Source organism: Gaetbulibacter sp. S0825 (genome assembly GCF_011777505.1).
Classification (GTDB): Bacteria; Bacteroidota; Bacteroidia; order Flavobacteriales; family Flavobacteriaceae; genus Pontimicrobium.
This window is the reverse complement of the sequence record NZ_JAATJT010000001.1, coordinates 1,543,567-1,557,392: the sequence shown is the minus strand read 5'-3', so window position 1 is coordinate 1,557,392 and position 13,826 is coordinate 1,543,567. Positions and strand designations below refer to the sequence as shown.

Genomic DNA, 13,826 nt, shown 5'->3' with positions numbered 1-13,826 from the left:
AAGCTATTTTAGTCTAGCGAGTTTAAGTTCTTGCAGTAGTTTTATTAAAAATTGACTATAATCTGCCTTTCTAAGCGACCTATAATCTCTATAAAATTGATTTATTTTTTGTTTAGAATCGGGGAATACATTAGTAATATCTTTTTTAGAATCTAATGTATTATATGTGTTGTTTTTTAAGACTAGAAACTCTTTTTTGGCAGTAACATACTCTACATACATTTGCTCATTCTTATATAAGTCTTTTTTAAATTTTTTGTGCTTTATTAAAAGTTTGTGTTGAGCATCAATAAAAACTTCTTCAAAGAACCCATTTATACCGCTGTTGTTTGGAGATATATTTACAAATTTTCGATTATTAATTACAAAACTTCCTATTCTACTATTATAAAGTTTAATAACAGTTTCTGAAGCGTTTTTACTTTTCAGCTTAGCAATAATCTCCTGATTATAGAGATTATACTTTATACTAATATTAAAGTACAATTCACCATTGTACTCAATAGTTCCCGTTATAAAATCTGGTGAGTCAAAGTAAGGGTAATTATTATCTAGCGTTCTAAACTCTTCTCTATATTCATTTCCGTTGTAAATGCTAGTATTATCAAGACCTACAACATTATCAAATAGAGCATAAATATCCTTCTTATCATCTTGTTTCTGTCCAAAAACAAAAAAAGGGATTACAAGACATGCAACCCTAATTACGCCAATATACTTCTTCATAACAGTAACAATTTAGCTCCATTAATTGTAGCTAAATATATAACTAATTCGTTTACGAATTAAATTTTTAATTACAATTATGTTAAGTTTCATTGTTTCTTTACTTTTGGTAAATACCAAAATTAAATTATGGCTAGAACTCCATCAAATATGCTTGCTTTAGAAACAAAAGCGCCAAATTTTGTACTTCCTGATGTTACATCAGGAATAAACAAAAGCTTAAACGAACTTAAAGGCAATAAAGGCACAGTCGTCATGTTTATTTGTAATCATTGCCCTTTTGTAATTCATGTAAACGAAGCTTTGGTTGCCATTTCAAAACATTATATGGATTTAGGTATTAATTTTATAGCTATTTCGAGTAATGATGTTGTTAATTACCCTCAAGATTCTCCTGAAAGAATGAAGATTCATGCTAAAGAAAACAACTACCCTTTCCTCTATTTGTATGATGAAAATCAAGAAGTTGCCAAGGCTTATGATGCGGCTTGCACACCAGACATTTATGTGTTTGATGATGATTTACAGCTTGTATATAGAGGACAATTAGACGATTCGAGACCCGGAAACAGTATTCCAGTTACTGGAAACGATTTACGACATGCCTTAGAGTGCCTATTAAACCATACAGAAAACACAAAGCCCCAAAAACCTAGTATTGGTTGCAATATTAAATGGAAAGAATAATTTTTTTTTAAAAGCTATATGATTCAACTTAAAAGAACAGATTCTAAAAACATCGGTTTCATAGAGTTAGTAACGCTGCTTGATAAAGACCTCGCGATATCTGATGGTGAAGAACATGGGTTTTACCATCAATTTAACGGTATTGAAACAATAAAGTACGCTGTAGTCGCCTATCAAGACAATATTCCTGTGGCTTGTGGTGCTATAAAAGGATATGATGCCTCTACAGTTGAAATAAAACGAATGTACACATTACCAGAATCAAGAGGAAAAGGTATTGCAACAAAAATTCTAGACGAATTAGAAAACTGGGCAGCTCAATTAGGCTATAAACGCTGTATTCTCGAAACTGGCAAAAAACAGCCTAAAGCTATTTCGCTTTACAAAAAAGCAGGCTATAGAGTTATTTCAAATTATGCTCAGTACAAAGGCATTGAAAACAGTGTTTGCTTTGAAAAACTATTAACTTAGCCAGTCTTTTCTTTTTAGTAAATTCTCTATATGTGCATAATGATGATTACAATGCCATGCGTAAATACCAATATTCTTTTTTAAAATAACTTCTTCATTATGTTCTGGGTGAATAAAACTTTTGTTTAAATCATCTTCACTCAAGCTTTTCAACAAATACACTAATTTATAATGTATAGCTGCTAAATGATCTAATGACATTTGTATTGGCGCATATTTAGCATCTGGTAATTCTGCCCAAAGTTGTTCGTAGTAATATTTAATGATTGGTTTATCTTCGGTTAGAGCCCATTTAAAACGTATATAACTATGGTGATGACTATCGGAAACATGATGTACAACTTGTCTCACCGTCCAACCTCCCGGACGATAGGCTCTATCTAATTGCTCATCATCTAGATGCTTTACTAAATCCTTTAACTTGGAAGGAAATTGTTCTAAAACATCAATCCAACTCTTTAAATGATATGATGTTATTATCTCAGGGCATTTAAATTGCCCAATAGGGTATTTTAACTGTTCGAGTACTTGCTTAGACATTTAACAAATGTACGCTGGTAATTTTACTTTTTAGAAAATTTTAAAAATTCTTTTAAAGTACCATCATAGAATCTAACTCTTACAAAGTATGTTCCACTTTTTAAACCAGAGATATCTAATGTCGAATACTGTGAGCTTTTGGCTCTAGTAACTAATAGCAATTCGCCTTTTTTATTAATGACTTCACATCTTAAATTAGACATTCTATTTTTAAAATACAGTAATAACTTGTCATCGACAATTTCTAAATTTACGCCACTTGGGTTATACTTAATTCTTGAAGTTGAAGTAGTTTCATTAACTCCTTCTAAGGATGCAATTTCACTACTCTCTTGAGCATTAATTGCAAAGGTCGAAAATAGCACAAGCCATAGGGCCAATGCGAGGGTTTTTGGTTTCATAGTTCTTTGGATTAACTGCTATGAACTTAAATAACAACGATTTAAATCACAAAAATTAGAGATGAGTGGTCAGTTTTAATCCATAAAAAAAAGGTAAATACAAAAAAAACCGCCAAATGGCAGCTTTTTTATTCTTCAACTATTTTAAAAAGTAGTGCAGTTATTTATGTTTTAACAAACTTTAAAAAGTCTTTTACCTCATCAGAAAAAACTCTAACATAGTAAGTGCCTTTTTTAAGTTTCGCTATATTAATTAACGTTTTTTTTGCTGTATCCTCTTTCTTACTTATTAATATATCTCCTTTTCTATTAATAATCTCATACCTTAAACTAGAAACTGCATCTCTAAACTCTATGGCTAGCGTATTATCAAAAGCTAATATTTTTATACCATTTCTATTAAACTCAATGTTATCTATTGAGAAGTCATCTATGGATGAAATAAGCCCTTCTTCTTGAGCAAATACTCCAATGGTAGAAAGGAGCATTATACTTACTGTTAGTAAATATTTTTTGAGGTTCATTGTTCTTAGGATTAATTGCTATAAAATTACTAAACGAGGTTTTAAAAACAAAAGTATCTATACGATTAGTTTTTTTGCTTATGTTAAATCCAAAAACAAAAAAAAGCTGCCAAAGGCAGCTTTTTTTAATAAGAATAATTTTCTATTATTTTACATTCATTAATTCAACATCGAAAATCAATGTGGCATCTGGAGGAATTACACCACCTGCTCCTGCACTACCATACGCTAAATCGCTAGGTATTACAAAACGTGCCTTATCACCAACTTTAAGCAATTGAATCCCTTCATCCCAACCTGGAATTACTTGACCAACACCTAAAACAAAATCTATGGGTTGATTACGTTTGTATGACGAATCAAACACAGTTCCATCACTTAGTTGACCTTTATAGTGTACAGATACTGTTTTGCCTTTTTCAGCTTTATCACCAGTACCTTCTTGTAATACTTGATAACGTAATCCGCTATCTGTTTTACTAAATCCTGCTGCCAATTTTTCCATTTCAGCTTCGGCTTTAGCTTTCGCTTCAGCTAATCTTTTCTCTCTAGAGCCTTCAAAAGTTCTAAACGCTTCTACAGCATTGTAAGCCTCTGCATCTGCACCAATTCTTACAATCTCTAAACTATCTATAGCGTCTCCTTGTGCAATAGCATCAACAACATCTTGACCTTTAGTTACTTTACCAAAAACTGTATGCTTTCCATCTAACCAAGCAGTTTCAATATGAGTGATAAAGAATTGACTTCCATTTGTTCCAGGGCCAGCATTTGCCATAGACAACACTCCTGGAGCATCGTGTTTAAGACCTGGATGAATCTCGTCATCAAATTGATATCCTGGGTTTCCTGTTCCGCTTCCAAGTGGACAACCTCCTTGAATCATAAAATCTGGAATGACTCTATGAAATTTTAATCCATCGTAATAAGGTGTTCCTTGAGGCTTTACTGAGTTTTCTAAATCCCCTTCAGCTAAAGCAACAAAATTCCCAACCGTTCCTGGAGTTTTTTTGTATTCTAAAGCGACTAATATTTCGCCTTTACTTGTATTAAATTTTGCGTATAAACCGTCTTGCATTGTTCTAATTTTTAAGAAAGTGCAAAGATACAAGGATTTATGATTTATGAATTATGAATTTGGAGTTTTTGAGTTAATCATTTCATAATTTCTTTATTATGTTTGTGAAAAATTAGAACCAATGAAGTTTTCTTTAAATAATATACGAACTGCCTTTAATAAAAATAATGCAAGCAATGAATCTCAAGATGCAGAATATTTAGAGAAACTAATGGCACCCATTGAGGATAAGCCATTTGCCGTTTCTAATAATAACATCATGTTTGCAGGAATGAATGAACTTGCAGGGTATTACTATTTTAGAGCTGTTATTGTTGGAAAGTTTAAGGTTAAAACATTTAAAGGTGCAGAAATTATTATTAAATGCAAGAATTTCGAAATGACACTAAAGTCTAATATGGATGAATTAAATTCTGATTTTGGCGAAGTTCCAAACAGTTTTATCACAGCTATAGACTTTGATATTGAAAAAAAACAAATTGAAAAACTTAATAAATCTAAAATTCAAAGTCTACGTGTAATATCTAAAAGACAAGACGTTACCTTTAAAACTGCTGAAAGTGAAAGTTAATTAGCGACTTCACTAATAAACTTGATTCGATATAAGCGTAATTCTTCATCATCATAATCGCCATCAAACTCTTCAATAGCATCATCTATTTTATCGGTTTCCGATTCCATAAAATAATCATGTATTTCCTCTTGCTGATCTTCATCAAGAATATCATCTAACCAATAATTAATATTAAGCTTCGTCCCAGAATAGACAATAGCTTCCATTTCCTTTACAAAATCTTGCATTTGCATACCTTTTGCTGATGCTATGTCATCTAACGGTAATTTTCTATCTATATTCTGAATAATATATAGCTTTAAAGCAGAATTTGAACCAGTGGATTTAACAACCATATCTTCTGGCCTAATAATGTCATTCTCTTCTACATAAGTAGAAATTAAATCGATAAAATCTCTTCCATACTTTTTAGCTTTACCTTCACCAACACCATGAACATTAGACAGTTCTTCCATTGAAATTGGATATTTAAGAGCCATATCCTCCAGTGAAGGGTCTTGAAAAATAACAAATGGAGGGACACCAATTTTTTTAGCGTTTCGCTTGCGTAAATCCTTTAGCATTGACATAAGTTTTTCATCTACTGAAGCACCTCCTCCTTTTGCAGCAGTAATAATCCCTGTGTCGTCCCCTTCATCAAAAACATGGTCCTCTGTCATCATAAAAGAGGTTGGGTTGCTCAAAAATTTCCTTCCTAAATCAGTTACCTTTAAAACACCATAAGTTTCAATATCCTTTCTTAAATATCCAGCAACCAATACTTGACGTATCAATGCCATCCAAAATTTGCCATCATTGTTTTTTCCAATTCCAAAAAATGGCTGAGAATCTGTTTTATGTGATTTTATTAAAGCATTCTCTTTTCCAACAATCACATTCACTAAATCCTTACTTTTATATGTCTCATTGGTTTTTGCAACTATATCTATTAATGTGGCAACCTCATCTTTAGCTTCACTTTTCTTTTTAGGATTTCTAACATTATCATCCATATCACCACCTTCACCAGTTTCATTGTCGAATTCTTCACCAAAATAATGTAAGATAAATTTACGTCTAGACACAGAAGTTTCAGCAAAAGCGACCACTTCTTGCAATAATGCATGACCAATTTCTTGTTCTGCAACAGGTTTTCCAGACATAAACTTTTCAAGTTTTTCAATATCCTTGTACGCGTAGTATGCCAAACAATGTCCTTCGCCTCCATCTCGTCCTGCTCGACCAGTTTCTTGGTAATAACTCTCGATACTTTTAGGAATATCATGATGAATTACAAAACGTACGTCTGGTTTATCGATTCCCATTCCAAAAGCAATAGTTGCAACAACAACATCGGCATCTTCCATTAAGAACATATCTTGATGTTTTACTCTAGTTTTTGCATCTAATCCTGCATGATATGGCACAGCATTTATACCATTAACTTGCAAAACCTGGGCTAATTCTTCTACGCGCTTTCTACTCAAACAGTAAACAATTCCAGATTTCCCTTGGTTTTGCTTAATAAAACGAATGATATCAGCATCTACTGATTTGGTTTTTGGACGTACTTCATAAAATAAGTTTGGTCTGTTAAATGATGCTTTAAAAGTTGTTGCATCAGTAATACCTAAGTTTTTTAAAATATCTTCTTGAACTTTAGGAGTAGCCGTAGCGGTTAAACCTACCATTGGTATATTATCGCCAATACGCTTAATAATGTGCCTTAAGTTTCGATATTCTGGTCTAAAATCATGTCCCCACTCACTTATACAATGTGCTTCATCGATAGCCATAAAAGAAATTGTTTGAGTTTTTAAAAACTCAACATGCTCTTCTTTGGTCAAAGATTCTGGAGCTACATACAAAAGTTTGGTAATACCATTTTCAATATCGGCCTTAACACATTTAACTTCAGTTTTATTTAAGGAAGAATTTAATACGTGCGCAACACCTTCTTCGTTGGAAATACCTCTAATGGCATCTACCTGATTCTTCATTAAAGCAATTAAAGGAGATACTACAATAGCAGTACCTTCTTTCATTAATGCTGGAAGTTGGTAGCATAGTGATTTTCCGCCACCTGTTGGCATAATAACAAAAGTATTGTTACCTGCTACGACGCTTTCTATTACTTCTTCTTGGAGTCCTTTAAATTTATCAAACCCAAAATATTTTTTTAAGGCTTGGTGTAGATCGTTTTCATCAAAACTCATTAATCCCTCAGTTTCTTTATTTTTTATTAAATCGAATTTAAAAAAAGAATTGCTAAATAGTAAATTCTATCATATTTAGAGAACTCTCATTATTTTTTTTCGTTTTTTTGTACTATTATTTTATTTACTTAAAAGTAATACATTTTAAATGACTTTTAAAGATAGTAAAATCTTTAAAATACATCAAACTCAAAAAATATAAATTTTGAACACTTCAAAATCTATTTTAAAGATTGCCAAAGACACTATAAACATGGAAAGTAATGCTATTGCAAATCTTTCTAATTTATTGGATGACAACTTTTCAAAATCGGTAGAACTTATTTATAAATCGAAAGGAAGAGTTATTATCACCGGAATTGGTAAAAGTGCTATTATCGCTAATAAAATTGTTGCAACACTTAATTCTACTGGAACTCCAGCCGTTTTTATGCATGCTGCAGATGCTATCCATGGCGACCTTGGGTTAATATTGGAAGACGATGTAGTAGTTTGTATTTCAAAAAGTGGTAATACTCCAGAAATTAAAGTATTAGTCCCTCTTATAAAAAATGGTCCAAATAAAATGATTGCCATTACTGGAAATACAGAATCGTTTTTAGGTCAAAATGCCGATTTTGTTTTAAATACTTTTGTAGAAAAAGAAGCTTGCCCTAATAATTTAGCACCAACAACAAGTACTACAGCGCAATTGGTTATGGGTGATGCATTGGCTGTTTGCTTATTAGAATTACGCGGATTTTCAAGTAAAGACTTTGCAAAATACCATCCTGGAGGAGCATTAGGGAAAAAACTATACTTGCGTGTAAGCGATATTTCTTCGGTAAATCAAAAACCAGTTGTAACTAAAGACACAAAAATCAAGGATGTCATTATTGAAATATCTGAAAAAATGCTAGGTGTGACTGCTGTTGTAGAAAATAATAAGGTTATTGGTATTATTACAGATGGAGATTTAAGACGTATGCTTAGTAAAACTGAAAACTTTTCTAACCTTACAGCAAAAGACATTATGGGTTCTAACCCAAAATGTATAGATAATCATGCAATGGCAGTAGACGCTATGGAGCTCATGGAAACAAATGATATATCACAGTTATTGGTTGAAGAAAATGGTGAGTATGCTGGTATTGTACATTTACACGATCTCATTAAAGAAGGAATACTATAATGGCTAAGAAAAATGTAAACGAAATGTCTTTTTTAGACCACTTGGAAGATTTAAGATGGCATTTAATTCGTGCTACTTCCGCCATTATAATTGTAGGAACTCTAGCCTTTATTTTTAGTCGTTCAATTTTTAAGCTTATTATTTTCGCTCCTACAGAGATGAGTTTTCCAACCTATCGTCTATTATGCAAAGCGGCTCAGTTTATAAATGTTGAGACCACCTTTTGTGCTGAAGAATTACCAATGATGATTCAAAACAGAACAATGGCTGGACAGTTTTCGGCAGATATTTGGACCTCTATTTTGGCTGGTTTTATTATTGCATTCCCTTATGTTATTTATCAATTATGGAAGTTTATAAGCCCTGGAATGCACCCAAATGAGCAAAAACACTCAAAAGGCTTTATTATTATTTGTTCCTTTTTATTTTTTATAGGTGTTTTATTTGGCTATTATATTGTAACACCTTTATCAATTAATTTCTTAGCAAATTATAGTATCTCCGATATTGTGGATAACCAGATAGATATTGGCTCATACATTGCCTTAGTACGTTCTGCTGCTTTAGCATCTGGTTTGGTGTTTGAGTTACCCATAATTATCTATTTTTTAACTAAAATAGGTTTAGTAACACCAGAATTCTTAAAAAAATACCGCAAATATGCGTTAGTGATTGTACTTATTTTATCTGCAATTATAACGCCTCCAGATATTGCGAGTCAAATTATTGTAGCTATTCCAATTATCATTTTATATCAAGTCAGTATCTACATATCTAAAGTTGTAATAAGAAATCAAAAGAAAAAAGAAGCGAAACATGTCAAATCCAGTTAATGAATTTAATGAGTATCGTGCTAAAATGAATGACAAGATTTTAGCTGATAACAACAAAATAATAAAACGTATTTTTAATCTTGACACCAATGCTTTTCAGGAAGGTGCTTTAGATGTTAAAACCAAAGAATTACTAGGCTTGGTAGCATCAACCGTTTTACGTTGTGATGATTGTGTGAAATATCATTTAGAAAGTAGTTTCAAAGAAGGGTTAAAAAAAGAAGAAGTTGTGGAAGCCCTAAGTATTGCTACTTTGGTTGGAGGCACTATCGTCATTCCGCATTTACGTCGTGCATATGAATATTGGGATGCTCTCGAAACAAATTCCGAAACAACATAAAAATCATTTACATTCGTTTTATTCTTAAGCGAGCTGTCTCGTTAAACTTTTAATAAACTAAAATGTAAGTCATTTTGAATTTACTATTTTAGCAACCATGAAGAAACTAAGAGCCGATAATTTAATGAAGTCCTACAGCGGACGAAAAGTCGTAAAAGACGTTTCACTTGAAGTCAATCAAGGTGAAATTGTTGGACTACTTGGACCCAATGGAGCTGGTAAAACTACTTGTTTTTACATGATTGTTGGTTTAATAAAGCCTAACGGCGGAAAAATCTTTTTAGATTCTACCGAAATTACCAACTACCCAATGTATAAACGTGCTCAAAATGGTATTGGTTATTTAGCACAAGAAGCTTCAGTTTTCCGAAAATTGAGTATTGAGGACAATATTTTAAGTGTATTACAACTTACCAAGTTGTCTAAAAAAGAGCAACATGATAAAATGGAATCACTAATTGAAGAATTTGGACTTGGACACATACGTAAAAGTCGCGGTGATTTATTGTCTGGTGGTGAACGTCGTCGTACCGAAATTGCACGTGCTCTAGCAACAGATCCAAATTTTATTTTATTGGATGAACCTTTTGCAGGTGTTGACCCTGTAGCTGTTGAAGACATACAACGTATTGTAGCTAAACTTACCAAAAAGAATATTGGTATATTAATTACCGACCATAACGTACAAGAAACACTTGCCATTACCGATAGAACTTATTTAATGTTTGAAGGCAGCATCCTTAAAGCTGGAAAACCTGAAGAATTGGCTGCTGATGAAATGGTACGTAAAGTGTATTTAGGTCAGAATTTTGAGCTTCGTAAAAAGAAGTTGGAATTCTAAATAATATTAGGAAATACTTTCTTTTCTATATCCACCTTAAGTATTGATTTTCCTTCCTTGGTTTGCCACAAACTTTTATTTATTTTGAAGTTAGAAACTGGGAGGTAAATTTCTGAAAGATAATTAAAATTCTTATCTAAAACACTACCTTTTAACACTTTACAATTACAGAATTTTCCACTTATTGGTGTTAAAAATATTTTAATTTTCCTAGATTCATTTTTAGGATGTTTCTTAATTACTTTTTGAGCTAACTTTCTTCCAGATTTGATTAATTTTTCTAATTTATCAATTTCTTCTAAATAAGATTTAGGGTAATCATAATTAGATTGCGTGGTAGCTGTAAAAATTGCTATTGGCAAATTATCTATACATCTTTTTAATTTATCATTACTTGCCCAATCACTATAAAAAGGAAATATCTTAAACTTATACCAGTCACTATCAATTGAATCAACTGGTATAATAAAATAGTAAGTGGCTATACCATGATAAGATGGTTTATATTCATCTTCAATTGTTACAATAAAATAATCATCAGCCTTTTGTCCATGCGAATTCTGGAATACAAATACGATTAAAATAAACACAAAAGCAACTTTAAACTTCATTTCTATTTTTTAAACATTCAACGCACTAATTTAAAAAGCCCTTTAACCAACTTAAACCCTAAAAGAGCCAAAATCCCAACTCCTAAACCAATAACAAAATCTCTTAAAACACTAGGCCAAGTTTCTAAAAAGTGATGCAAGTACTCAATATTATGCACAAAAATTCCACCAGCTACTAACAATAGCGCAATGGTACCAATAACGGACAATGATTTAATAATTAATGGTAAAGCATTAACTAATAGCTTACCAATAAATCTTAAAAAGTTTTTTTTACCATTACTCATTTGTACTAATCGCAAACCTAAATCATCCATCCTCACAATTAGAGCCACAATACCATACACACCAACTGTAGCAATGATAGCTACTACCGTAACTACTAATATTTGAGTTAATAATGGTTCATTAATTACAGTTCCTAAAGCAATGATGACAATTTCAACAGACAAGATAAAATCGGTTATAATTGCCGATTTAATTTTCTTTTTTTCTGTCTCTAGAATAGCATCTTTTGATACATTATCCGTTCTTACAATATGCTTTTCGTGAGTATGTGGTACAAAATATTCATAAATTTTTTCTGCTCCTTCAAACGCTAAATACACTGCCCCTAAAAGCAAAATAACAGTTACTGCCCAAGGTAAAAAAGCACTCAATAAAAATGCTATCGGGAGTATAATTAGCTTATTTAAAAAAGAACCTTTGGTAATTGCCCAAAGCACAGGCAATTCTCTAGACGACACAAATCCAGAAGCTTTTTCAGCATTTACTGCTAAATCATCCCCTAAAATTCCAGCTGTTTTTTTAGTACTGATTTTACTCATGGCTACTACGTCATCCATAAGCACTGAAATATCGTCAAGTAATGCAAAAAATCCTGATGCCATTAAGGTTATTTTTTATTTAAAACAGAAATAATAATATAAGCTAAAATAATTAGTGGTATAGCAGCAAACTGAAAAACAATTAACAAAACAGCTGCTAACACAATGAGTAAATATCTAGCAGCATTATCTTGAAAATTCCAAGTCTTAAATTTTAAAGCTAACAGTTTAATATTAGCATTTAATAAATAGCAACTTACGAGTGTAATAGCAATTAAAAACCATTTATTTATGATTATGGAATTCATGATATCGTTATTCTGAAATTCCATAATTAACGGAAAAGATAGAATGAGTAATGTGTTTGCTGGTGTTGGCAAACCTATAAAGCTATCGGTTTGGTTATCGTCTATATTAAACTTTGCCAAACGATAGGCAGATGCTAGTGTTATTAGTAACCCCATTAAAGGTAAATATGTTTGTTCCTCCAAAGAACCATTAAATCCAACTGCTTCATTTACCCCAAAGCTAAACCAATCTGTACCTTGTAAATTAAACAATTGAAACATCACAATCCCTGGTACTAATCCGCTTGTGACCATATCTGCCAAAGAATCTAATTGTAAACCCAAATCACTTTGCGCATTGAGCTTTCTTGCTAGGAGTCCATCAAAAAAATCAAAGAAAATACCGAGAAAAGCAAAAAATGATGCTATGACCAAAGAGCCATTTACGGCAAAAATGACAGCAATACTTCCGCAGAAAAGATTTAAAAGTGTTACAAAATTAGGAATATGTCTAATCAAACTTAAAATATTTAGTGAAGTAAAAATAATAAACTATTTGGGTTCAACTCTAAAAAAGTACAATATCTATTACAAAATTGAGTTTAAAAGGTTGGAAAATATTATGCATCTTTGCATAAAAGAAATTGCCTTTTGAAAACGTATTTAGCTTCGCTACTTATTTTATGTATTACCTTAGTTTCTGCACAAACTACAAGAAAATATTCTAACGAGTTTATGAATATTGGTGTGGATGCTGCAGCCCTTGGTATGAGTAATGCTGTGGTAGCAACTACTAACGATGTTAATTCTGGTTATTGGAATCCAGCTGGTTTAGTGCATTTAGAAGACAACCAAATAGCGTTGATGCACTCTAGTTACTTTGCCAATATTGCAAATTATAATTATATAGCTTTTGCAAAACCATTGGATGATAGAAGTGCTGTAGGTATTTCTATTATTCGTTTTGGTGTAGATGATATTTTGGATACCACCCAACTTATTGACGAACAAGGCAATGTGAATTACGATAATATAAATTTGTTTTCGGCTGCTGATTATGGATTCACATTTTCTTATGCTCGAAAATTACCAGTTGAAGGTTTGAATTATGGTATTAATGCTAAAGTGATACGCCGAGTAATTGGCGATTTTGCTTCTTCTTGGGGATTTGGTTTGGATTTAGGTATACAATTTGAGCGTAATGATTGGCAATTTGGTGTGATGTTAAGAGATATTACCACCACTTTTAATGCATGGGCAATTAACGAAGAAAAATTAGCAGATATTCAAAACGCCATTCCAGGAGAAAACCAAGAAGCACCAGAAGGCACTGAAATCACCTTGCCTAAAATGCAAATTGGTATGTCTAAACTATTTGAATTTAATTATGATTACACACTTAGAACTGAACTTGATTTAAACATTCGATTTGCACAAAATAATGACATCATCTCAACATCGTTTGCGAGTATTAATCCAGCCTTAGGATTTGAATTTGGCTATACAGATATGGTGTTTTTACGTGCTGGACTTGGCAACTTTCAAAATGAATTACAAATAGATAACACCGAACGATTAAGTTTTCAGCCAAATTTTGGTGTTGGTTTTAAGTATAGAGGTATCCAAATTGATTATGCTTTTACAGATATTGGTGACCAAAGTGCTGCATTATACTCCAATGTATTTTCAGTAAAATTAGATTTTAGTATTTTTAGATAAT

At 32.0% G+C, this 13,826-nt stretch carries 17 protein-coding genes; 8 read left to right on the top strand and 9 right to left on the bottom strand.

Translation table 11 applies throughout. From position 1 onward, the window contains the following. Positions 1–3: 3 nt before the first annotated feature. Complete coding sequence (locus HB672_RS07145) at positions 4–726, bottom strand: hypothetical protein (RefSeq protein ID WP_167609929.1); 723 nt, start codon at positions 724–726, stop codon at positions 4–6. Positions 727–855: 129 nt separating this feature from the next. Between HB672_RS07145 and HB672_RS07140 the strand changes: the two genes are divergently transcribed. Beyond that, positions 856–1,413, top strand: a complete 558-nt coding sequence (locus HB672_RS07140) for a thioredoxin family protein (protein ID WP_167609926.1) — start codon at positions 856–858, stop codon at positions 1,411–1,413. Positions 1,414–1,431: 18 nt separating this feature from the next. Beyond that, entirely contained in the window at positions 1,432–1,884 is a 453-nt protein-coding gene (locus HB672_RS07135; RefSeq protein WP_167609923.1) for a GNAT family N-acetyltransferase, read from the top strand. Here HB672_RS07135 and HB672_RS07130 read toward each other — a convergent pair. The 4 genes from HB672_RS07130 to HB672_RS07115 form a co-directional block, all read right to left on the bottom strand. Further along, complete coding sequence (locus tag HB672_RS07130) at positions 1,876–2,424, bottom strand: YfiT family bacillithiol transferase (protein WP_167609920.1); 549 nt, start codon at positions 2,422–2,424, stop codon at positions 1,876–1,878. The two genes, HB672_RS07135 and HB672_RS07130, sit on opposite strands and share 9 nt — an antisense overlap. A 23-nt stretch (positions 2,425–2,447) precedes the next feature. After that, positions 2,448–2,825, bottom strand: coding sequence for a hypothetical protein (locus HB672_RS07125; protein ID WP_167609917.1), 378 nt, complete (start codon positions 2,823–2,825; stop codon positions 2,448–2,450). 164 nt (positions 2,826–2,989) lie between these two features. Beyond that, positions 2,990–3,349 (bottom strand): hypothetical protein, encoded by a 360-nt coding sequence (locus tag HB672_RS07120; protein ID WP_167609914.1) that lies wholly within the window; start codon positions 3,347–3,349, stop codon positions 2,990–2,992. 145 nt (positions 3,350–3,494) lie between these two features. After that, a complete protein-coding gene (locus HB672_RS07115; RefSeq protein ID WP_167609911.1) occupies positions 3,495–4,427 on the bottom strand; it encodes a peptidylprolyl isomerase in 933 nt (310 codons plus the stop codon). A gap of 121 nt (positions 4,428–4,548) precedes the next feature. Here HB672_RS07115 and HB672_RS07110 point away from each other — a divergent pair, with 121 nt between their 5' ends. After that, positions 4,549–4,998: a hypothetical protein gene (locus tag HB672_RS07110; RefSeq protein ID WP_167609908.1), complete on the top strand. Its 450-nt coding sequence runs from the start codon at positions 4,549–4,551 to the stop codon at positions 4,996–4,998. Here the strand turns inward: HB672_RS07110 and recQ are convergent. Then, entirely contained in the window at positions 4,995–7,196 is a 2,202-nt protein-coding gene (gene recQ / locus HB672_RS07105; protein WP_167609905.1) for a DNA helicase RecQ, read from the bottom strand. The two genes, HB672_RS07110 and recQ, sit on opposite strands and share 4 nt — an antisense overlap. A 253-nt stretch (positions 7,197–7,449) precedes the next feature. Here recQ and HB672_RS07100 point away from each other — a divergent pair, with 253 nt between their 5' ends. The 4 genes from HB672_RS07100 (at position 7,450) to lptB (ending at position 10,381) form a co-directional block, all read left to right on the top strand. Further along, positions 7,450–8,367, top strand: a complete 918-nt coding sequence (locus tag HB672_RS07100; protein ID WP_167610332.1) for a KpsF/GutQ family sugar-phosphate isomerase — start codon at positions 7,450–7,452, stop codon at positions 8,365–8,367. Continuing rightward, on the top strand, positions 8,367–9,200 hold the full coding sequence (gene tatC / locus HB672_RS07095; protein WP_167609902.1) for a twin-arginine translocase subunit TatC: 834 nt from the start codon (positions 8,367–8,369) through the stop codon (positions 9,198–9,200). Before HB672_RS07100 ends, tatC begins: the two co-directional genes overlap by 1 nt. Further along, the gene (locus HB672_RS07090) at positions 9,184–9,540 is read left to right on the top strand and encodes a carboxymuconolactone decarboxylase family protein (protein ID WP_167609899.1); all 357 of its coding nucleotides are present in this window, start codon (positions 9,184–9,186) and stop codon (positions 9,538–9,540) included. The genes tatC and HB672_RS07090 overlap by 17 nt, the downstream gene beginning before the upstream one ends. 97 nt (positions 9,541–9,637) lie before the next feature. Continuing rightward, the gene (lptB, locus tag HB672_RS07085; protein WP_167609896.1) at positions 9,638–10,381 is read left to right on the top strand and encodes an LPS export ABC transporter ATP-binding protein; all 744 of its coding nucleotides are present in this window, start codon (positions 9,638–9,640) and stop codon (positions 10,379–10,381) included. Here lptB and HB672_RS07080 read toward each other — a convergent pair. From HB672_RS07080 to HB672_RS07070, 3 genes are read right to left on the bottom strand one after another with little or no spacing between them, the layout of a single operon-like run. Next, the gene (locus HB672_RS07080) at positions 10,378–10,992 is read right to left on the bottom strand and encodes a hypothetical protein (protein WP_167609891.1); all 615 of its coding nucleotides are present in this window, start codon (positions 10,990–10,992) and stop codon (positions 10,378–10,380) included. The two genes, lptB and HB672_RS07080, sit on opposite strands and share 4 nt — an antisense overlap. 17 nt (positions 10,993–11,009) lie before the next feature. Continuing rightward, positions 11,010–11,882, bottom strand: a complete 873-nt coding sequence (locus HB672_RS07075) for a DUF808 domain-containing protein (protein ID WP_167609888.1) — start codon at positions 11,880–11,882, stop codon at positions 11,010–11,012. 5 nt (positions 11,883–11,887) lie between these two features. Further along, positions 11,888–12,625, bottom strand: coding sequence for a CDP-alcohol phosphatidyltransferase family protein (locus tag HB672_RS07070; protein WP_167609885.1), 738 nt, complete (start codon positions 12,623–12,625; stop codon positions 11,888–11,890). A gap of 216 nt (positions 12,626–12,841) precedes the next feature. On the opposite strand from HB672_RS07070, the gene HB672_RS07065 reads away from it, so the two are divergent. Further along, complete coding sequence (locus HB672_RS07065) at positions 12,842–13,825, top strand: PorV/PorQ family protein (protein ID WP_167610329.1); 984 nt, start codon at positions 12,842–12,844, stop codon at positions 13,823–13,825. The last annotated feature ends 1 nt before the right edge of the window (position 13,826 follow it).

Coding starts and splice junctions, on each gene's coding strand:
- HB672_RS07145 (WP_167609929.1), bottom strand. CDS start 726: ATGAAGAAGTATATTGGCGTAATTAGGGTTGCATGTCTTGTAATCCCT.
- HB672_RS07140 (WP_167609926.1), top strand. CDS start 856: ATGGCTAGAACTCCATCAAATATGCTTGCTTTAGAAACAAAAGCGCCA.
- HB672_RS07135 (WP_167609923.1), top strand. CDS start 1,432: ATGATTCAACTTAAAAGAACAGATTCTAAAAACATCGGTTTCATAGAG.
- HB672_RS07130 (WP_167609920.1), bottom strand. CDS start 2,424: ATGTCTAAGCAAGTACTCGAACAGTTAAAATACCCTATTGGGCAATTT.
- HB672_RS07125 (WP_167609917.1), bottom strand. CDS start 2,825: ATGAAACCAAAAACCCTCGCATTGGCCCTATGGCTTGTGCTATTTTCG.
- HB672_RS07120 (WP_167609914.1), bottom strand. CDS start 3,349: ATGAACCTCAAAAAATATTTACTAACAGTAAGTATAATGCTCCTTTCT.
- HB672_RS07115 (WP_167609911.1), bottom strand. CDS start 4,427: ATGCAAGACGGTTTATACGCAAAATTTAATACAAGTAAAGGCGAAATA.
- HB672_RS07110 (WP_167609908.1), top strand. CDS start 4,549: ATGAAGTTTTCTTTAAATAATATACGAACTGCCTTTAATAAAAATAAT.
- recQ (WP_167609905.1), bottom strand. CDS start 7,196: ATGAGTTTTGATGAAAACGATCTACACCAAGCCTTAAAAAAATATTTT.
- HB672_RS07100 (WP_167610332.1), top strand. CDS start 7,450: ATGGAAAGTAATGCTATTGCAAATCTTTCTAATTTATTGGATGACAAC.
- tatC (WP_167609902.1), top strand. CDS start 8,367: ATGGCTAAGAAAAATGTAAACGAAATGTCTTTTTTAGACCACTTGGAA.
- HB672_RS07090 (WP_167609899.1), top strand. CDS start 9,184: ATGTCAAATCCAGTTAATGAATTTAATGAGTATCGTGCTAAAATGAAT.
- lptB (WP_167609896.1), top strand. CDS start 9,638: ATGAAGAAACTAAGAGCCGATAATTTAATGAAGTCCTACAGCGGACGA.
- HB672_RS07080 (WP_167609891.1), bottom strand. CDS start 10,992: ATGAAGTTTAAAGTTGCTTTTGTGTTTATTTTAATCGTATTTGTATTC.
- HB672_RS07075 (WP_167609888.1), bottom strand. CDS start 11,882: ATGGCATCAGGATTTTTTGCATTACTTGACGATATTTCAGTGCTTATG.
- HB672_RS07065 (WP_167610329.1), top strand. CDS start 12,842: ATGAATATTGGTGTGGATGCTGCAGCCCTTGGTATGAGTAATGCTGTG.